We start from the raw sequence: 20353 nt of genomic DNA on the forward strand, positions 1-20353 counted from the left end.
CCCGCTTAATTCAGTTTGAACACGATTGGAATAATCATCCTTACTCTTACCGGCCTGCCCCGCTGTTTGCCCGGTTGCCAACGTGGCGATGACTTCAATACGCGAATAGCCTCATCATCGCATCCGCCACCGATTCCTTTCGCTACTTTTATATCCGTCAGGCTGCCGTCACGCTCTACTATAAACTGGATATACACCTTGCCCTCAACATGCTGACGGCGAGCCTGAGACGGATACTTAAGTTTATTACTCACATATTTGTAGAACTTATTAATTCCCCCCGGGAATTCGGGATAGCTCTCTACGACTATATGCACAAGATTCTCTGAAGGTTCCACTGGTTCTTCAATCCAATCTGGCTCTTCGATCGATTCTTCAGGATCTTCAATTGTCGGATCAATTTCAATAGGTACCTCTATAATCTCTTGCTCATCCGGAACCACCTCTATCTTCGGGAACTTGATCGGCGCCGGAGGTTTTTTCTCTTGGAAAGTATTGTCGATGATCTCTATTTGCTCGGGAATGCTTGGCTGAAAAACTGGATCCACAATCTCTCGATCGCCATAATCCTTCCAGTTAAACGCTGTTATACACATAGTTATACTCAGACACAATCCCAAGCCGAGAAACACAGGGCGTTTCTCGTGAATATCATATTTAGGGTTCTTTTTCGCTTCCATATACTATTTTCTTAGTTCGATAAGCCTTAAAAAAATCCTTTCAGGAAATTCTTATTTGTCATGTGCCATACTCTTATAATTAAGGACAATAGAAAGCACAATCCTACACTTGACTTTTTGTCTTCCTATTTCCCCCGGAATCCAATCTCCGCCAGCCAAAGCCGCTCTCACTATTTCGTCCGCAAGCTTCTTGTCTTCCGTACTGACTACCTTTAGCTGGTCTGGCTTACCGTCCGCTCTTATATCCATAAACAAAAGCACCTTGTCAGGAATCTTTCGCCCTTCCGGTATGTTGACTGTCGTAGCCATGTGACGGTAAAACGCTTTCAATCCACCCGGGTATTTCGCCAAGGTCTCTTCGGAGTACTCACTTGCTTCTTCATCTTTCTCAATGCTGACCTGATAGACTCTTCTGTCATGCCTTTGGATCAATTCCAAGGAACAGGCCACCAGTGCCGTTACCAGTCCGGCTATCCATAGCCCTTTCCGTTTTTCCAAACCGGCTAGCTTAGTTTGAAAACGATCGGAATAACTCTTCTAACCCTAACTGGACGGCCACGCTGTTTACCCGGATTCCAACGCGGAGAGGATTTCAAAACCCGAATAGCTTCTTCGTCACAGCCTCCGCCAATAGGTTTCATTACTTTAATATTGGTCAGACTCCCGTCACGCTCCACCACAAACTGGATATAAACTTTTCCCTCCGTACCCATACGCCTGGCTTGCGACGGATATTTCAGATTCTTCTTCACGAATTTGTAGAACTTGCCTATTCCGCCCGGAAAATCCGCCTGATGCTCAACTATATCAAATGGAGCTTCTTCGGCTTCCTCATCGCCCTCATCCACAAATTCAACTTCCTCAACCACGTCATCTTCCTCAAAATCAACTTCGAAGTCAACTTCTATTTCCGGAAGCTCCTCTTCTTCGGACACTATCTCTATTTTGGGTTGCTGGATAGGCTGTGGTGGCTTCTGTTTCTTTTCTATAACCGTATTCTCAATTATTTCGTCATCCTCCATACTTGCCTCTAGCGTTACGGTCGGCAAATCCTTCTCACCGTAATCTTTCCAGTTAAATGCCGTGATGCAGAACATAAGGCTTAGGCATAAACCAAGACTCAAAAAAAATGGGCGTTGGCCGTTTACGTCATATTGCGGGTTCTTCTTAGTTTCCATAACAACTATTTTATTAGTTTATAAATCTTTAAAAAAATCCCCTCAGGGGACGAACCCGGAAACGTTGCCGTCTCCGGCCAATCATCAACTCAATTTAAAAACGACCGGAACAACCATTCTTGTCCTAACTTTCTTTCCGTTTATAGTTCCGGGAATCCAACCTCCCCCCACTTCCTTAACAGCGACAATTGTCGCTTTTGTGAATTCTTCGCCTATCGATTTCACTACTTGCAAATCAGAAATACTACCGTCCTTTTCCACCACAAACGAAATGTAAACCCTTCCTTCGATGCCGTTTCGCCTACCATCGTCAGGATATTCAAGTTTTTCGCTTAACACTTTGTAAAAGCCTTTCAGCCCGCCGTCCTCAAATACTGGCTGATGTTGCACCATTGAAAAAACGCTGTCAGGTTGTGCGATAAACTTCTCCTCCGGCGTCTCCTTCTGATTAATCTCAACATCCACCGCAGGATCGGCTTTCGCATCCACAGACATCTGCTCATTCTCTTCTGTACAAGCGAAAAAAGGCACAAACAATAGTATCGGTAACAAAAATCTCAGGCTTTTCATACTCTCCTTTTTTAAGTTTTCATGTTATTAATTCCGCCTCTTTCTCCGCTCTCACAACCTTTACAATTAGTTTCTTCACTATAAATATAGTTTTAATAACGGATAAAGCAAATGGTGTGTTTCAAAAATCATAAATAAAAACTAAACCCGTAGTGGAAAGAATGCTTAGAATGTATTTATTTAACATTAAAGTTTTTTATTAAACTTTAAGTTAATTAAAAGACTAATTCATTCATTTTTTTCATCGAAGGAAAAAAGCGCCATACTTTCGTGTATCGATTACGAAAACAACACAGAACACAAATAATAGAGAGGACATGGCAACACCGAAAAAAGTAGTTTTGGCTTTCAGTGGCGGATTAGACACTTCTTTCTGCGTCAAGCATCTTCAGGAAAAAGGTTACGAAGTGCTTTCCGCTATCGTAAATACGGGCGGATTTGACGAGGCCGAGCTTAAAACCATTGAGGAAAAAGCCTACAAACTGGGCGTCAACCACCACGTTGCGCTTGATGAAACCCAGAACTTCTACGACAACTGCGTCAAATACCTGATTTTCGGTAATGTCCTCAAAAACAACACTTATCCTCTTTCGGTAAGCGCCGAGAGGGTTTTCCAGGCCAAAGCCATCGTAGACTACGCCAACTCGGTACAGGCCGACGCCATTGCGCACGGAAGTACTGGCGCCGGCAACGACCAGGTGCGTTTCGATTTGGTATTCCAGATTATGGCGCCAAACACGGAAATCATCACGCCTATCCGAGATATGCAGCTCTCGCGCCAAGCCGAGATCGACTACCTTAAGGAAAAAGGCGTGGAGCAGGATTGGTCAAAAGCCCAATACTCTATTAATAAAGGCCTCTGGGGAACCAGCGTGGGCGGTGCCGAGACTTTGACCTCTCACCTTACGCTTCCGGAAGACGCCTATCCTTCGCCATTGAAAAAGGAAACGCCTGAATCTATCACCATCGAATTTGAAAACGGTGAGCCTGTAGGCCTTAACGGAGAGAAATTCGCCTCTTCGGTGGACGTTATCCAACAGCTTGAAAAAATCGCCTCGGAATTCGCCGTAGGCCGCGACGTTCACGTGGGCGACACTATTATCGGTATCAAAGGCCGTGTAGGTTTCGAAGCTGCCGCGCCGCTGATTCTTGTGAAAGCCCATCATTTGCTTGAGAAGCACACGCTCTCGAAATGGCAACAACACCATAAACAAACCCTTTCCGACTGGTACGGAATGGCCCTTCACGAAGGCCAGTTCTTCGAGCCGCTTATGCGCGATATCGAAAACTTCCTGACCAGCACGCAAGCCACCGTAACGGGTACCGTGGAAGTGAAACTCCTGCCTTACCGCTTCGAAGTTGTGGGTATCAAATCTGAATTTGACCTCATGAACTCGGAATTCGGCGACTACGGCGAGATGAACAACGCCTGGAGCGGAGAAGACGTGAAAGGCTTTACGAAGATTTTGGCCAATCCGATGAAAATCTGGATGGCTACACAGAAAAAGGCGAATCCCACCGTCACGGAAGCCTGATTCCTACCGCGCCCTGTCTCCTACCGAATGCTCTTGGAAAATGGAGCGGGGCGCTTTTCTCAACTCTTTCTGTCATGGAAACCACTAGCCCAGATATCGTAGCCCTTCGGGACAAGGCTGTCGGCCTTTTGGAAAAATTGCTTGCCACGCCTTCCCTTTCAAGATCGGAAGACAAAACGGCGCCGATACTAAAGGAATTCCTGGAATCCGAAGGCTTCGAATACAAAACCAAAGGCAATAACGTGTGGGCCGAGAGCGAAAACCACCTTCCCGGCGCCCCGGTAATCCTTCTCAATTCGCATCACGATACGGTAAAACCGGCTACTGACTGGACCAAGGAGCCATTCGCCGCCACTTACGAAGGCGAAAAGCTTTACGGACTCGGCTCCAACGACGCAGGCGCTTCGTTGGTCAGCTTGGCTACAGTATTCGCCACTTTGGCAAAAAGCGAAACCACTTTACCCTATAAACTTATATTCGCCAGTACGGCCGAGGAAGAAATCTCCGGACCGAACGGCGTAGCCTCGGTCCTGCCGGAACTCCCGACTCCCGATTTGGGAATAGTCGGAGAGCCTACCAAATGCCAGATGGCGGTAGCCGAAAAAGGCCTGATAGTCATTGACGCGACAGCCGAAGGCGTAGCCGGACACGCGGCGCGCGAAGAGGGCATAAACGCCATTTACAAGGCCATGACGGACATCGAATGGCTGGCGACATACACTTTCCCGAAAATGTCCGAAACCCTCGGACCGGTTAAGGTAAGCGTTACTCAGATAGAAGCCGGATCACAGCATAACGTCGTGCCTGACCGTTGCTCCTTCGTGATTGACGTACGCACCACGGACCGCTACACCAACGAGGAAATCGTAGAGATTATAGACCAAAACACAAGATCCGTCATTAAGCCGAGATCTTGCAGGCTCAACTCGTCAGGCCTACCGGCAGACCACCCCGCCGTCCTAAAAGCGGAGGCAATGGGATTGGAAAGATTCGGGTCGCCGACGCTTTCTGACCAAGCGCTAATGTCGTTCCCGACAGTAAAAATCGGGCCCGGCGACTCGGCCCGGTCACACACCGCCGACGAGTATATTTTAGTCAGCGAAATAGAGCAAGGAATCAGGACATACCTTGAACTGCTCGACGGATTAAAATTGTGAGGAATTAAGTATTAGGAAAGTTTTTGGTCTTAGGTATTATGTATTAGGTACATATCCGTAGAATTTATCTTACTCCTAAGACTCTGCAAAGGAATTTTTATTTATAAAAAATCAACTACCTAATACTTAACACCAAATACCTAAGACCAAGTAAAAAAACACCCGACCCCAATGAAACTCTGGAGCAAAGGATTTGATATAGATAAGCGGATTGAGACTTTCACCGTAGGCAACGACCGCAAACTTGACCACAAAATAGCCTGGTTTGACGTAGCCGGATCTCTGGCGCATATTACAATGCTGGAAAGCGTAGGCCTTCTTCCCGCCGAAGACCTCAAAGCGTTGAAAAGCGAAATGGGCAAGATCCTTTCGGAAATCGAAAGCGGCGAGTTCAAAATCGGCGAAAGCTTCGAAGACGTGCATTCTTACGTGGAATACGTTCTGACCGAACGCGTTGGAGAAGCCGGTAAGAAAATCCACTCGGGCCGTTCGCGTAACGACCAGGTTTTGGTTGATATTCACCTCTATCTGCGCCACGAGATTCAGGAAATCATGGAATCGGCCTCGGCGCTGATCGACAAGCTCTCTTCGCTTAGCGAGAAGTTCAAAAACCATCTCCTGCCGGGTTATACGCACCTTCAGGTCGCTATGCCTTCATCGTTTGGCCTTTGGTTTGGCGCCTACGCCGAAAGCCTTGTCGACGATCTGTATCTGTTCGAAGCCGCTTACAAAGTAGCCGACCAGAATCCTTTGGGATCCGCCGCAGGTTACGGCTCCTCATTCCCGCTCAACCGTACCATGACCACCGAATTGCTCGGTTTTTCGGATATGAAATATAACGTTGTGGCCGCTCAGATGAGCCGTGGAAAGTCCGAAAGAGCGCTATCGATGGCGATGGCCACAATGGGCCAAACGCTCTCGAAAATGGCCATGGATGTGTGCTTGTATATGAGCCAAAACTTCGGTTTTATCAGCTTCCCCGACGAGTTGACTACCGGGTCCAGCATTATGCCTCACAAAAAGAATCCGGATGTTTTCGAACTGATTCGTGGCAAGTGCAACCAGCTTCAGGCGCTTCCTGTCGAGTTGGGTTATATTATCTCCAACCTTCCATCAGGCTACCACCGTGATTTGCAGTTGCTCAAAGAGACGCTTTTCCCCGGTATCGACCGCCTAAAAGATTGCCTCGATATCCTGACGTTTATGATCGACAAAGCGGTTATTACCGAAAACATTCTCGAAGACGAGAAATACAAATACGTATTCAGCGTGGAAGAGCTTAACAAGGTGGTTCTTGGAGGAATGCCTTTCCGCGAAGCGTATAAAAAAATCGGAAAAGACATTGCCGAAGGAAATTTCAAACCCGCTACCGAGGTTCGCCACACACACGAGGGTAGCGTAGGTAACCTTTGCACTGAGAATATCCTGAAAAAGAAAAGCAAGATCCTCGAAGAAATGGATTTCGCGAAAGCGGATAAAGCTTTAAAGACTTTAACTCAAATCTAAGAATTGAGCCTTAACCAAGTTCAATTAATCCTCCTCTCTATTATTATAAAGGCACCTGATAAGGGTGTCTTTTGTTTTTCGGTATTCTTCGGCCTGTATTCACTTTTGTGACCAATGTATATTTAGAGTCTTTAGGTACGATCACTACAAAGATGTGTTTTAGGGTTCATTCACAATCTTGTCTATAAAATTAGACACTCCTTTCATACAAGGAAAAACAATAATGAAAAAAAGGATAAAAGTGTATGTATTGATGTAGTTAAATGCATCTAATATTATATTTAAAAACATGCAAAATATAATATATGAAAACATAATCAGTAAACTCATAATAAATTTAAACCACCCCATAATTCTTTGTTGTAATGTGAATTAATAGCTAGCCTCTCGTTTTCTTTGCATTTGGGAGAGTATTCAGTAAACTGTGCCACCGCTATTTAGCATTTTGATTTTATTGAATCTTATCTTTTCCTTTGAACAAGAACAAACATGCGGTATCTCACAACCCAGTTTTTCATTCTGAAAAATCTTCTCCTTCACACTAGGTCGTGAAGGAATATGCGGTAGGTGTATGTTCCCAGATATGTATCCGAAAACAACAAATAGCAAAAAAAGCTGCGCAAGGAAATAGATTTATCTTATACTTATCAACTCTTGTATTGTTTTTTGCTTCAGGTAATTGTTAAACGAAAGTGCAACCCATGTACTTTTAACCAACTGTCCATTCCTGTAATTTTCAAGTAATGGAGGTTGACATGCCCTACTTTTTAGTATTATGGAGTCTCCAAACTTGTAATCGCTTGAAACTTGACATTGAACAATCGCAGATTTTCCCTTTAGAATAGCAGAAACATATTCTATAGAGTCTCTTTCATCATAATCTTGGTAGTTTGATTCTTTCACATCAATAATAAGCCATGCTTTATTACCAATTGGAATACCATTCTTGCCTATGACAATACCAGTAAGACTCAGCTTAAAATTGCATATATACTTATCATAGTAACTTTTTTCATACTGATGACTATAAAAACCATATGTAGCCATTATAGCCATAAAAAGAAATACGTATCCTACCTTAAAACACCTTTTCAATTGTGTGAATTCTATACTTTTCTATATTCTTAAACAATCAAATTCTCTCCGAAACGTAAAAAATCAAATCTCTTTGTAAACATTCAACTTCTTAACCGCAACGTTTTTACCATCCACTTTTACCATTAAGAGATACATTCCGGACGGCAATTCGCTAATGTCTATTACTTCCCCGTCCCGTACGGTAACACTCATTTCCTCTTTACCGGCGATATTATAGAAGACTACATCTACCTCGCCGTATTCCTTAAGGGAAAATACAAGTTCGTCCTTAGCCGGATTCGGCTCAAAACTAAGGAAAGAGGCCAAATCGTCAGGATTTGCGTGCACCGTATGCAATACGCCCGGAACGTAATTGATCACGTAATAAGCCGAAGTAAGTCCAGAAGCGAATACTTCTCCTCTTTTGACTTTGAATTCCAGTTTTCCTTCCAAAACTTCGGGGCCGTCACCATTTACAAAGCCTTCGTAATCGACTTTAAAATCCGGTAGCGGATCGTCTTTCATCCGTACGGTATCCCTCACCGTAACGGTAAGAGGAACTACGTTCACTTTCAGGCGCCCGTCCGCATACGATATGTCATAATCTTCTGACTGAAGCCCGGACGGCCTGATAAATTCTCTGGCCAGAACCCTAAAATGCAGATGTCCGTCCAGATCTTCTGGACCGTCGTCATTGACAAAGCCATCGTAACGAACACGGAAGGAAGGGTTTGTGTGCCCGTAATTCTTTACCGCATCCTTTGCGCTCACTTTCAATGGTGCTTTGTCTACATTTAGCGTTATAAGTTTTGAACAGCCTTGACGTCTCTTATCGCCTTTTTGCAACAGTTGCAGAACAATGTCACCTGCTCCGTACGCCTTCATCTTTCCGCCGGATATTTCCCCTTTGCCCCTCAACACTCTGAAACGAACGGGAAGTTTTGCGTCAGAGGTGGCTTTAAGAGAAAGTTCTTCGCCATACTGGAACTCACGTTTGGAACGGAAACGAAGTTGTTGCTTACGCCTGCGGGAAGGCCTGAACGTTCCTACCACAACGGGGTGAACCGTTACATCTTCGAGCGAATCCAAACTAACCCTTGACGATGTGGCGTACATAAAGTCTTTGGTCAAATCGCCTTTGGCCAAGAGGTGATATGTTCCCGAAAGGTTTTGGGTCAGAACCTTATCTTCTTTTCGTTTCTCCAATGATTCGTAAAGCGATTTTCCCGGAATCATCGTTTCTTGGAAATTGCCCATCACCACTCTCGGGTTATACGGATAATACCTTTCCAAGGTATCAAGCATCATCCTAAAGTCCGTCAGACGGTTCTTATCATCATTCTCTCCGGTAACGGCCTGCACGTTCACAAAGCTTGCCGAGTATTGGGACTCGCCAATATTCACGTCAGCGGATAGGATAAAAGGTAATTGTCCGTACTCCCACAGCTTCTTCCCTTTTTGGCCCGGATAAGATTCCAGCTCTCGATTTTCATCAAAAACTTCGGAAAACAGCGCCTTGAACTTCGGGTTTTTGATTGTTCCGTTTCTATAGATAAAGCCCGAACGCCTGTTTTTAAACGTTGTCGATTCGATCCAATAAAGCGAATACTTGTCGGATAGCTTTCCCCCGTATTTTTTCTTGCCACCGACCTTGTTCATTTTTTCGACCAAATAATCGAAAGCCTCTTGTCCAGGAACGTGTTGCAACGCTATTACATCAGCCTCAAGTTTATCCAGATATGAGGCGATACGGTCAAGAGCGCGACGTTTTTTCGGTTCCGCCATTTCGGTTAGCACATCTCCGAATTGCCATGTTACCGTTTCAAGGTGCGTATCATTCCATTTTAACGGGTTCGGTTCGCTTTCCAAAGCCACGTAAACAGAACCAGCCCTGTCCGTTGTATGCCTAATCGATCCCATTACCGGATCGTAATAATCTTTCTCAGGAGCAAATCTCACTCTGATTTTTCCAGAGGTTGCCTCTGAGACATGAACCAGCAATGCCTTGTTCCAAGAACGGCCGTCTTCAGACACTTCAAAGGGACCGTTTGCTTCTAGTTCCACAAAACCGGTATCATTGGTCTTGAAGCGGTAAGATATCGGACGGCCTTTCGCTCCACGCTCTACAAAAGCCAATTTGGTGATTTGCCGCGGCACAGTATTTTTCTTTCCTCCAAAGTTCGGCTTGTTGGTTCCCTTAAGTAATACTTCCTCTATAATGAAATCCTCAGGTGAATTGCCGGACCCGACAAAAGCCAGACGAGCTTTTCCCCTATACGCTGACAAATCCAAACTGACTTTGAGCATCCCGCTATCGGCCGGGACCACTTGGTCGGTCTTTAGTTTAGTCCAGACTTTACCAGACAACGAGGTTATCCCGTCATTCGAAAACCAGACTTCCTGATTGTTCGGATCGAAAGTATCGCCAGTCAAAAAAGTAAGCATTTCGTATTCGTAAGCGTCCAGATCGACTTCCGGCGAAATCAGCCAATCCCTTTCGGATTTATTAGCGCCTTTCATCACCATCCCAAATCCGTTCTTTCGCTCGCTTATACCCCAATGCCCTTGCCCCGATTCATTATACGATTCCCAACCTTTAGGGAAAATACCTTCGGAAAAATCCTCTTTCAGCATGACTTCACGAGCGTCTAGCGCCACGGCAGACAACGGCACAGATTCGGATTCGCTCTCGGTGCGGTGCTCAATCCGAGCTTCTATTCGGCCTGCGACAGGAATCTTGGGAGTAAACCGTACATAAATCCGAGTGCCGGCAACACGTCCGTCAACCGGACGAAGGGAAACTTTTGAAAAGAATCTGCCTTTGGCGGAAAGTCCCAACTGAAAATGTTCTGGCGCTACTACCTCAAGAGGCTTATTAAGCCCCCTCGCACTCACGACATAAAATTGGGCGTCGGAAACTTCACCCGCTCGAACCGCACCAAACGGCTGAATTCGGTTTTTGATGCTGATATGACGAAGGCTAACGCTATCGTCGTCAATTACCGTTATTTCTCTGGAAGCCTGGACTCCTCTTCTTAAATTATCTGAATGGGCAAAAATCCGAAACGTACATCGCTTGTTGCCTTCCTTTTTGTCGTCGTCTTTAATTTTCAGCACAAATCGACGATCACTTTCCCCGCGTTGCATATATACAAGCTTGGGGAATTGATGCGCACCGAAGTCATCTTCCGTTAGTCCGTCATAAGTCAGGGAAACCCAAGACGTCTCCGAAACGGGAACAGAAGTCTTTACGGCAAGAAAAAAAGAAGGCTCTTGTTTTTCCTTAAGTTGCGTCGGCGATACTTCAAGCCAAACCTCCGGTAACTCTCGCTTGCGCTCTTTAATGTGTACAGCGTCTATTCCAACTGGGTTCTGGTCCTTGTCAAACATGATTTTGACAAAGCGACTTTCTTTTCTCAAAGGCAGTTCGCCTGAGCCTCTCCACTTCTTATCACCAGACACTACCCGGCGTACCGTCCGCCAGTTTTTTCCGTCTTTCGACTCGTAGACCAACAACTGGTTTCGACGCCATTTGCCGTAACTTCTATATTTAAAACTTATTGACGCCGCCGAACCTTCAAAACTGTAGGATAAGAAATCGTCCTGATTTTTGAACAGCATAAACCGGCGCCCCACTTGGTCCGCACTTCCACGGCGAGTCTGCAACGGACTTGATGTCCATCCGTCCAACATTCCATCCTCAAAAGCGGAAAAGTATGCGGGTAGGTGCGTCTGCGCAAACGACATATTGGAAATCGCAAAAAACGCGACAAACAGAAGCGATATGTGTAATAAAGCCCTCCTCACTAGAGCTCAGAATATAATGTCACAACCATAAAATCAAACTCATAATATCGATAGAAAACCAAAGCGTCCTAAAAGACAATATACGCCTTTAAAGACTAGCTCCCAAGCCATTTTTCGCCTCGTTCCCGATGTTTATCAGGTAAGCTTTAAAGGAAATAATGAAGCATTTCTAAACGATTGCGAGGGCATTTTGACAACTCTTCAAATTTAATCATTAAAATTTTAAAGAATTAATATATTTACTATTCTACCTATCTAATTTGAAAAAATAAGATGCCTGGTATTCAAATTTTGATCCTTGTGATAAATTCGATCAAAAAGTATATCCCAAATTCAGAAAAACTCTGAACTTATTCTGGGTAGTTCCCATAAAAGTAATTTTGAGAGGCCCGCCAATAGTATGGGCTCCGACAGTTAGTCCATATCCCAACAATACTCCCGCAGTCTCTTTACCAAGATCGTCTTGATTAAATAAGTCTTCGATTTCCAACCCATAAGTTAGTCCAGACAGCTCGGGTATAAGGTAAACGTTCCGGAACAGTTCGTATTGAAGGCCCAAATTTGCCATCGCGAATTGTTGAGTCTGGATCGCTTTGGGAAGAACTCCAATAAACGGAATCTGATTTATTCGATAATCATTGAACCCGCCTAGCAAGAATGTGCTATTCAGCCCGTGGTCATTATCAAAAAAACTTAGTCCGCCTCCGAAACCGAAAATGAAAGTCGTCTTCTGGTAAGTTAGGGGAATATATGCCTTATAGAATGCGTCGAGTCTGATTTGGTCGCCAGCGACAAGATCGTTAGACACCTTCTGCCTCACCTCTTCATTATCGGTATTCACCTTTAGATCTTGATTGAGAATTCTGTAAAAGGATCCCGTCACCTTTCCATATTTTCCGACTCTGGGGAAATTCTGCCTATCGAGACTGTTTTGCTCCATAAACACTTCCACTTTCAAATCATCAATCTTATCTCGTAGCTTGAACTCCATATCCGGGGCCAAAAGATTAGCGATATTACCTCGTGTGGAAAAATACTCATAAGTGATGGTACTCCCGAACCCGAAATTCAACTCACTCATATACGCGGCTCTGAAACCTACGCCTATATAATCGTTGTTGAAATCAGGAGCAGTCGGCACGTCCGACAAGGGTAATTCCGTACGTTCATAGTCGCCAAAAACTCCCAAGACTACGTTTTGCTTCCTGCCCGCATAAACTTCATAATTCGTCCTTACAATAGGGTATTCGGAGATATTCGCTTTCAAACGAAACTTTGTCCGGCGACCAAGAACATTGTTCGCCGTCCACCGAACTATTAATCCTATATCTTCATCATTGTCATAATGTAGAGCAATTCCAAAATTTGAAGACGATCTTTCATGTAATTCTATTCTGATCAGAACATTGTTTGGTGGGCTATGAGGTTCCAGCTCGTAGGTTATCAACTCATAAAATCGAGTTCCATATAGGAGCCTAATCCGTTCCTGTAAGTCCTTCAAACTGACTTTCCGGCCTTTCTTAAGATTGAGTTTGGAGAGCACAAAGCTTTCGTTCACTTGTTTCGTCCCTGTCACTTTTATTGCCGCAACCCTTATCGTATCCACTGGATCCAACACATTGACCTTCGTAGACGGGTATTTCCTTAGGCTATCCGCCAGTTCCTGTAGCTTGGGCAGATATTGCTTCACGGATTCTCTTCCGTATTCAATAATCGAATCGGCCTGAAAAAAGTCCGCTGAGTTTAACCCTTTCAAATCATGTTTGATGTACAGGTTAGAGGCTTTTACTTCTTCCGGAAAATTGTCACGGTTTTTAAAAGTGGAACACTGATAAAGGATCGCTGCAAAAGTTCGAAGGTCTTCTTTCGTTTTGTACATTCCAGCCACATCCGAAGAAATAATAATATCGGCGCCCATGGGCTTAAGGTTCAAAGCGGGAAGATTCCTAACCATTCCGCCGTCAGCTAACAACCTATCGCCGACTGTAACGGGAGTAAAAACTGTAGGGACGGCCATACTCGCCCTGACATTCTTGGCCAAATTTCCCGACTTAAGTACCGCTTCTTTTCCTGTCAAGATATCGGTTGCCACACACGCAAAACCTCTTGGAAAGTCTTTATAGTACCGAAATCGATAGGCGGGGGCATAGACCTCGGACAATTTTAATGATAGATTCTGACCCGCTATTAAGCCTCTCGGGATTTTGACTTTCCCGTTTTCAAGAGGCAATTCAAAAATATATTTGTCATAGTCCCCTTTTTCATCCATTCCCACATTTCGTAATGAGATTTGGTTCGTCAATATTTCCTCCCAGTCTATTCCTCTTGCCACACGCTCGATGGAATCCCCCGAATAACCGATTGAATATAGTCCGCCCATAATAGCGCCCATACTCGTCCCTGATATATAATCTACTGGTATTCCCAAACTATCGAGAGCCTCTAATAACGCAATATGGGCTAGTCCTTTGGCTCCCCCACCACTTAAACAGAGCCCAATTTTCGGATGGTCTTCTTCTGTATTAACTCCGGTTTGGCCATTGCAAAAAATCGATACAGAAAAAAGAACAAGTGAAACTAAAGTGACTCGTAAAGTAAGGTATAGATACATGCTGAGGCCATTGTTGAACATTGATTCATCTAGCCCTTTCAGTACAAATACCCTGCATTATAGATCATAGTGACCGCCTAACTTTCTCAAAAAAACTTAACTCTTAATTACTATGATCGGTACTCCAGAATGAAAACAAGAAGCCTATCCACACAATGAGTGGATAGGCTTCCTAAATATAATTAGCTTCATCTTTAGTTTGGCACAACGTAATTTATGCCTCCAAACATCCCTAATTTGAATTCCACATGATCCGAGGAGTCAATCTGGTTCGCTAATTTTAAACTGAACGATCCCGCTACAACCTTTCTTTCACTATCAACTTTTGTAATGATAAGTGTTCCGCTTGCTTCCGATGAACTTGTTGAATTATAAGACAGGCTTCCCGATACATAACTAGCGAAGTTATCCTCACCTACTCCAAACGAATACTCCCCCCCTTCTTGCAAAGCCGTAATCGAGATTTTCAGAACGTCATCCGCACTTCCAGTAGCTGTTATTCTCAGGACTCCGCCCTCATATATTGCGGATGGCCTTCTTGCTGACCATGAATCTCCATTCAACTTAGCGTCTACACCGAGACTTGTATTGTCTAAGTCTTTCAGAGAAAATATGGCGTCTTCACACGAACTTAGAATACAACTGCCAAACACCATCAAACACACCCACAGCGTATGCATTTTAAAGTTCGAAACACGCTCACCTAGTTTATGTAGAAATAGTCCCATGTCTTTTTTGATCATTTCACAACCTACCTAAAGATATAACTGCCACATAAACCCTTTGCTTTCGTCATTGGTTTGAGCCAATCACACGTTTTACTCACACTTTTGAAATTAATAGCTAAGTAATTCTGAATTTTGAACAGTCAGCACCATTATCGATTGACTTGATCTAAAGCCCTTACTTGTTTGCCAACACCTTGATTTCCACAAAAGCTTCGGCCGAATATGCTTTGTTTCGGTAATCGGAGACCCTTATTACTCCCACTTGCCCTGACTGACTTTTATAAGCCAATATCAAATCGTGTCCGGTATATCGCAGAGACGAAGAACTGGTCACGCCCGCTGATGAAAAACTTGGAGAATGTTGCGTTAGAATGCACTTCAGGTCTTCGGCCGTCTCTATTGACGTAAACTCTGATGCCGATATATTCAGACGGGAGAAGCCCGTATTTCTAGTGTTTCCTGAATTCAGATAATATCTCACACTCCGTGGCTGAGAACTTGTTTCCCTTGGCGAAGCCATCCGAACCCTACCGCTGGTATACAAAACCATATGGAAATCATTGACGCTATATGGGTAAGGCTCCGGCGAACCTCTGTCACCGTGCAACCTACCATTTCTCACTCTGATTAGACTTTGGGCTATTCCGTCCAACTTACTTGACACGGACCATACAGTATCTCCAGCAAATTCACTGGGCATCGGGACCACCTCCAATTCATAGTCAGCAGTAAGGTGTTTTTGAACTCCATTATTGATCCCCTCAATTTCAAATTGGAGAGTTTTTCCAACATGAGTACTATAAGGTGTGAAATGGAAAAACACTCGTCCCTCACTATCCGGTATGGAAACGTCTACCACATGGTCATCCAAATACGTTTTCAACGAATCCAAAGGGAACATATCGGGAGCTATCACCTCGAAAACAACAGACTTGCACGGACTGGATTGATCCGGAATATCACCAGGAAGCAGAAGGCTTTCCGGAACAGACTTAACGTACAAAGGATAATGCGCTGACACCATCCGTGCCGAATCAAAACGCAAGGTTACCTCAAGTCTAAAATCAAGCGTATCCCCTGCCTGTGTTTCATTCGGCGTATAATCGAAACTGGTCATTGCAATCGAATCGGGCATCGTGACCTCGTTCAGAAGCTGATCGTCCAAATAAATCCTGAACTTCCCGATAAATAAACCTTGATCTGTTCCAATCTCGAAATTGACCCGTTCTCCGGGATAAGCGCTCATGGGAGCGTCAGAAGGAATCGACATTTCTATTTTACTCCTGATCTCGTCATCAGTTTCGTTACAACCTCCCGCCACAAAAACAACCGCCAATGCGATAACCAAACCCAATCCCGAAAACAAACGAAAACCCTTCATATCTTTCACGTCTGATTAAACCTTATTCGGTTACCAAACAATAAAAGACACGAAGGGTTTCCGGAAACTCAGAACCGTAGCTCCTCTCTTATTCTGAAAGTTTTTGGAGTAACTCTTTCAACTCACCTATTCTAGTTTCGATTTCTTCAGCTTTTGAGCGTTTCTCTTCAGCGGTTCCTTTTTTAATAACGATATCGATTTCTTTAGAATAACCGCCTAACCAAGTTGTGAAACGATCTTTTTTTGTAGTGGAACTCTTAGGTTTCGCCTCTTTAGGGGGCGTTACTTGAACTACTGGCTCCTCTTCCTTGGAACGTTCTTTTCTAACCGTTTCCAACCAAGAGCTAACGTTCACATCATTTTTGCCCAAAAACTCAATGTCACGTTTCAATAAATCACTCTCGCCGGAAAGCAGTACCCTCGCCTCATCGGCCGGCAACTTACGCACACCCGATGCGAAATGCCCGTCACGTTCTATCGTATTTTTTCCGACATGGAACTCTTCGGCAAGGCGCTGAGCGGTATTTCCAACCGAAACCCCATTTTGGGGTTTTGTCTTTTTACCTCCGTGCTCCTGCTTTTCATCAAGATATCGGAGTCCTCTCAGGTACGAGATCTGATTTTTCGAAAGGTTTCTTCTTCCAAACTGAATATTAAGCATCTCGCGCTTAACGTCAGCCATATCTGCAAGGTCGTTCCTGACTATGACCTTGTAATTAAGGTTTTTTCCAGCGTGGCGCTGGATTATCGAATACCTATTATGCCCATCGACAATGTAATAAGTCTTATCGTCCTTTTTCCAAAGCATCAACGGCTCCTTGACGATACCGTCTTTCAGGATATTTTCCTCAAGCTTTCTCAGCTCCGGCTCGGCCAAAGGCGGAATATACGTCCTGAGTTCCTCGTGTACCCTGATGCTTTGCTTTATCTTCTCCTGCTCGGCCAAGGCCTGCTCGGTGAGCTTCTGAGTAACCATAGGTTTGCGGGCACTACCCACAGTTAACGGAGCGATTTTTTTCTTAGCCATTCGACACTTCGTTTGCAAGTTCCAAATAATCTTCCGCTCCCGATGATTTATGATCATAAGCGAAGATATCCATTCCCGCTTGAGCGGCCTCTTTCAGCGCAACATTCAGACGAATAGCTCTGTCGTATACGCCCAGATAACCCAAATCCTGACGGATTGCGTCAATATTTTGTTTATGCAACGACAAGCGACCGTCGTACATCGTAAACAGAATCCCCTCGATGCGCAGGTTCTGATTCACCTCGTCGCGGACACTGTCAATTGTACTGATCAAGGCGTTGAGCCCTTTTATAGAAAAAGCCTCAGGCTGAATAGTAATCATTACCCTATCAGACGATATAAGAGCGTTGGTCATCAAGGAGCCCAAAGAAGGGCCACAATCGATCAGGATATAATCGTAATTCTCACGGATCGGCTCCACGAACTTCTTCAGAAGGAAATTTGAGGACAAATCATTAAACTCTTTTTCTCCCGACGAAAGGTCAATATCAGACGGCACAAGGTCCGGTCCTTCTTCTGTTTTCAGAATCGGCCAGTCGGTCAAGCCTTTCAGGGCCGTGTATATGTTCTCATCAACATCGTGATAACCGAAATGAGCCGTAAGGTTCGCCTGAGCGTCAAGATCTATTACGAGTACGCTAAACCCCTTTCTTGTAAGTGCCGAGCCAAGATTCGCAACTGTAGTCGTTTTTCCTACGCCGCCTTTTTGGTTTACGACACTGATTACTTTACAGTCGCTAGGCGCCGACACATAACCGTATTTCAGCATTACGGGCCGGATTTTTTCCAAATGCTGATCATTCAATGACCTTTCTCCGTTAAGGACCTTGGTTAGCAAACCTTGCGAAAGGCCACTTTCCAATTCAAGGCTCTTAAGAGAAAGCGCCTTGTTTTTTCTCAAAAAGGCCTTAACCTTTTCATTCGTTATATTCATCGGGATTGGAGTTACGGTAAAAAAGTTTCATTTCGGTATTTCGGGCTTTTCGCCTTACCGTTCTCCAAATGTATCGGTTTGAATTTTAGTTGACAAATTTTTTTGTCTTATTTTTAATATTGACAAACAAATAAGTCTTTTGGTTTTAGTTAATGAAGAATCAAAAAATCAAACAACAGCAAATCAGTCCTTTTTAAATATTGATGTTTTATTTTGTTTTAAATGTTTTAAATGTTTTCAGTCCTCGTAACTCCTTGTTAACCAAGGGAATATGCGTGTTGAAGTTAACTAAAATGCCGTTTACGGCAATTCTTATGCCGTTAAACAAAACCAAAATGCCGTGTAAAACTAATCTTTATGCCGTTAAACAAAACCAAAATGCCGTGTAAAACTAATCTTTATGCCGTAAGTGAAACCAAAATGCCGTATTAATGCTGTCAAACCTTTTTTTAATAAAACTAAAATGCCGTAAAAACGATATTGTTATTGTTTTAATAAGTGAGAATATAAATTTATAAATCCAATTATCACAAAAGGAAACAAAAATACCGTTGTTTCGGTTTCATTTGACTCTAATATCATTAAAATGCCGTAGAAATAGGCCAGAATACCTTTGTATTGAAACTTAAATGCCGTATTTTTTGAACGTGATAGTTTATCCTACGGCAAAAAGGATGCTTTTAGATGTAGGTCGCCGGTATTACGGCATTTTGGTTTAGTTTCGTTTTACGTTATTTAAGTTAACTTTTGAAATGGGCGATTCGCTGTTCAAGAATAACGATTACAAAATTGTTAAAAGCAATGACCTTGTAAACTCGCGTAGCGGTTTTACGCTGACCCAGCATAGGATTATCCTTTTGATGAGCTCCAGGATTACAAACGAGCATAAGGACTTCCATGAGATGAGGATACCTATACGGGAGATTCTGGGCAAGAAGCCGGGCGAGAACATTGGTACAAGCGCATATAAACAGGTTAGGGAAGCCGCCAGAGGGCTTACCAGAAGCTCTATAGACATTGAGCGGGGAAATAAGTGGAAATCATTCTCTTTCATCTCTGTGGCCGAAGGAGAGCGTGGAGTGCCTTATATCACCGTGAAGTTCTCGACAGAGATGAGGCCTTTTTTCCTGAGCCTTCGAGATAACTACACCAGCTATCTGTTACGCAACGTTTTCGACTTCAGAAGCGCGCACTCACTCCGTATTTATGAATTGATGAAGCAGTATTATCCGCGGATAAAAAAGAGGAAAATAGATGTTGCTCGTCTTAGGGAGTTGTTATATATCCAAGGTAAATACAAGAACCACAGTATGTTCCGAAAGAAAGTGATCGACGTGGCGCAACGTGAGATCAATGAGAATTCGGATTTGTATATCGAATATGAGGAGCATAAACAGGGACGCCGGGTAGCCGAAATCACTTTCCACATAAGGAAGAATGAGGCCAACGCTGAGTTCATTCCGGTTAACGGCAACCAAGATGACGTAAAAATGTTATCGCCTGACCCAATTTCCGTTTCCGAACCCGAACCGAAGACTATTTCTATCGATTTTGATGTGGTTGAGGAGATCATTCCCGAATCTGAGGAAAAACTGCCCGCATGGTGTAACAAGCAGGCCCTTAACAGGCTGTTTGAGACGTTTGGCGAGGATTACGTGATGTATTGCGTAAAGACTATTGGAGACCGCGGAGAGATATCGAACCCTATGGGGTATTTGATCAAGGCGTTGAAAGACGGCTATTTCGAAGGCGGTTTCAAGATGAAGAAGGAAAAGGCTTTACAAAAGGCCAGAAGAAGGCAGGAAGCCGACACAAAGCGTCAGAGAGCCAAGCTAAAAGAGAAAATCAGTCAGGAGTTCGACAAATATAATAGCGAGATCAAGGCGAGATACTATAACAATGCTTCTGATGAGGATAAGGCGGAGTATTGCTTTATGATGGAGATGGCCGAGACCGAATTTGAGCGTAAACAAGGCCGTACGATTGAGCGAGGTCGTCCTGACGATATAGCCAAGAGGCATTTCGCTACTTGGTTGATAGAAAAGCAAGGAACGGAAGAAGAGCGCGTCAAACTGTCGGTACAAGGTTACGCCGAGCTTGTGCATAAGTTTGACTGGAACGACGACTGATCTTTTTACGGCATTTTAGTTCGGAATAAACCG

15 protein-coding genes are annotated in these 20353 nt (G+C 44.0%); 4 read left to right on the forward strand and 11 right to left on the reverse strand.

The window, feature by feature from the left end; translation table 11 throughout:
* Positions 1–5: 5 nt before the first annotated feature.
* From AABK39_RS19875 to AABK39_RS19890, 4 genes are all read right to left on the reverse strand, one after another.
* On the reverse strand, positions 6–680 hold the full coding sequence (locus AABK39_RS19875) for an energy transducer TonB (RefSeq protein ID WP_338395054.1): 675 nt from the start codon (positions 678–680) through the stop codon (positions 6–8).
* 51 nt (positions 681–731) lie between these two features.
* Positions 732–1178 (reverse strand): energy transducer TonB, encoded by a 447-nt coding sequence (locus tag AABK39_RS19880; protein WP_338395055.1) that lies wholly within the window; start codon positions 1176–1178, stop codon positions 732–734.
* A gap of 5 nt (positions 1179–1183) precedes the next feature.
* Positions 1184–1858 (reverse strand): energy transducer TonB, encoded by a 675-nt coding sequence (locus AABK39_RS19885; protein ID WP_338395056.1) that lies wholly within the window; start codon positions 1856–1858, stop codon positions 1184–1186.
* Between the two features lie 84 nt (positions 1859–1942).
* Positions 1943–2428 carry an energy transducer TonB gene (locus tag AABK39_RS19890; RefSeq protein WP_338395057.1) on the reverse strand — a complete coding sequence of 162 codons (486 nt, stop codon included), beginning with the start codon at positions 2426–2428 and terminating at the stop codon, positions 1943–1945.
* A 317-nt stretch (positions 2429–2745) separates the two neighbouring features.
* Between AABK39_RS19890 and argG the strand changes: the two genes are divergently transcribed.
* The 3 genes from argG (at position 2746) to argH (ending at position 6626) form a co-directional block, all read left to right on the forward strand.
* Entirely contained in the window at positions 2746–3963 is a 1218-nt protein-coding gene (gene argG / locus AABK39_RS19895) for an argininosuccinate synthase (protein WP_338395058.1), read from the forward strand.
* 74 nt (positions 3964–4037) lie between these two features.
* A complete protein-coding gene (locus AABK39_RS19900) occupies positions 4038–5120 on the forward strand; it encodes a M20 family metallo-hydrolase (RefSeq protein WP_338395059.1) in 1083 nt (360 codons plus the stop codon).
* A gap of 171 nt (positions 5121–5291) precedes the next feature.
* Positions 5292–6626 carry an argininosuccinate lyase gene (gene argH, locus AABK39_RS19905; RefSeq protein ID WP_338395060.1) on the forward strand — a complete coding sequence of 445 codons (1335 nt, stop codon included), beginning with the start codon at positions 5292–5294 and terminating at the stop codon, positions 6624–6626.
* A gap of 633 nt (positions 6627–7259) precedes the next feature.
* Here the strand turns inward: argH and AABK39_RS19910 are convergent.
* From AABK39_RS19910 to AABK39_RS19940, 7 genes are all read right to left on the reverse strand, one after another.
* Complete coding sequence (locus AABK39_RS19910; protein WP_338394708.1) at positions 7260–7682, reverse strand: hypothetical protein; 423 nt, start codon at positions 7680–7682, stop codon at positions 7260–7262.
* A gap of 102 nt (positions 7683–7784) precedes the next feature.
* Entirely contained in the window at positions 7785–11450 is a 3666-nt protein-coding gene (locus AABK39_RS19915; protein WP_338394709.1) for an MBG domain-containing protein, read from the reverse strand.
* Positions 11451–11823: 373 nt separating this feature from the next.
* Complete coding sequence (locus AABK39_RS19920; RefSeq protein WP_338394710.1) at positions 11824–14142, reverse strand: patatin-like phospholipase family protein; 2319 nt, start codon at positions 14140–14142, stop codon at positions 11824–11826.
* A gap of 173 nt (positions 14143–14315) precedes the next feature.
* Positions 14316–14864, reverse strand: a complete 549-nt coding sequence (locus AABK39_RS19925; protein WP_338394711.1) for a DUF6252 domain-containing protein — start codon at positions 14862–14864, stop codon at positions 14316–14318.
* A gap of 160 nt (positions 14865–15024) precedes the next feature.
* Entirely contained in the window at positions 15025–16230 is a 1206-nt protein-coding gene (locus AABK39_RS19930) for a hypothetical protein (protein WP_338394712.1), read from the reverse strand.
* 88 nt (positions 16231–16318) lie between these two features.
* Positions 16319–17257, reverse strand: coding sequence for a ParB N-terminal domain-containing protein (locus tag AABK39_RS19935; protein ID WP_338394713.1), 939 nt, complete (start codon positions 17255–17257; stop codon positions 16319–16321).
* Positions 17250–18191 carry an AAA family ATPase gene (locus AABK39_RS19940; RefSeq protein ID WP_338394714.1) on the reverse strand — a complete coding sequence of 314 codons (942 nt, stop codon included), beginning with the start codon at positions 18189–18191 and terminating at the stop codon, positions 17250–17252. The genes AABK39_RS19935 and AABK39_RS19940 overlap by 8 nt, the downstream gene beginning before the upstream one ends.
* Before the next feature lie 752 nt (positions 18192–18943).
* On the opposite strand from AABK39_RS19940, the gene AABK39_RS19945 reads away from it, so the two are divergent.
* The gene (locus AABK39_RS19945) at positions 18944–20320 is read left to right on the forward strand and encodes a replication initiation protein (RefSeq protein WP_338394715.1); all 1377 of its coding nucleotides are present in this window, start codon (positions 18944–18946) and stop codon (positions 20318–20320) included.
* Positions 20321–20353 lie beyond the last annotated feature (33 nt).

Origin of the sequence: Fulvitalea axinellae (assembly GCF_036492835.1) — a bacterium.
Taxonomy (GTDB): Bacteria; Bacteroidota; Bacteroidia; order Cytophagales; family Cyclobacteriaceae; genus Fulvitalea; species Fulvitalea axinellae.

Coding starts and splice junctions, on each gene's coding strand:
- AABK39_RS19890 (WP_338395057.1), bottom strand. CDS start 2,428: ATGAAAAGCCTGAGATTTTTGTTACCGATACTATTGTTTGTGCCTTTT.
- AABK39_RS19930 (WP_338394712.1), bottom strand. CDS start 16,230: ATGAAGGGTTTTCGTTTGTTTTCGGGATTGGGTTTGGTTATCGCATTG.
- AABK39_RS19945 (WP_338394715.1), top strand. CDS start 18,944: ATGGGCGATTCGCTGTTCAAGAATAACGATTACAAAATTGTTAAAAGC.
- AABK39_RS19940 (WP_338394714.1), bottom strand. CDS start 18,191: ATGAATATAACGAATGAAAAGGTTAAGGCCTTTTTGAGAAAAAACAAG.
- AABK39_RS19875 (WP_338395054.1), bottom strand. CDS start 680: ATGGAAGCGAAAAAGAACCCTAAATATGATATTCACGAGAAACGCCCT.
- AABK39_RS19915 (WP_338394709.1), bottom strand. CDS start 11,450: ATGTCGTTTGCGCAGACGCACCTACCCGCATACTTTTCCGCTTTTGAG.
- AABK39_RS19920 (WP_338394710.1), bottom strand. CDS start 14,142: ATGTTCAACAATGGCCTCAGCATGTATCTATACCTTACTTTACGAGTC.
- AABK39_RS19885 (WP_338395056.1), bottom strand. CDS start 1,858: ATGGAAACTAAGAAGAACCCGCAATATGACGTAAACGGCCAACGCCCA.
- AABK39_RS19900 (WP_338395059.1), top strand. CDS start 4,038: ATGGAAACCACTAGCCCAGATATCGTAGCCCTTCGGGACAAGGCTGTC.
- AABK39_RS19935 (WP_338394713.1), bottom strand. CDS start 17,257: ATGGCTAAGAAAAAAATCGCTCCGTTAACTGTGGGTAGTGCCCGCAAA.
- argG (WP_338395058.1), top strand. CDS start 2,746: ATGGCAACACCGAAAAAAGTAGTTTTGGCTTTCAGTGGCGGATTAGAC.
- argH (WP_338395060.1), top strand. CDS start 5,292: ATGAAACTCTGGAGCAAAGGATTTGATATAGATAAGCGGATTGAGACT.
- AABK39_RS19910 (WP_338394708.1), bottom strand. CDS start 7,682: ATGGCTATAATGGCTACATATGGTTTTTATAGTCATCAGTATGAAAAA.
- AABK39_RS19925 (WP_338394711.1), bottom strand. CDS start 14,864: ATGATCAAAAAAGACATGGGACTATTTCTACATAAACTAGGTGAGCGT.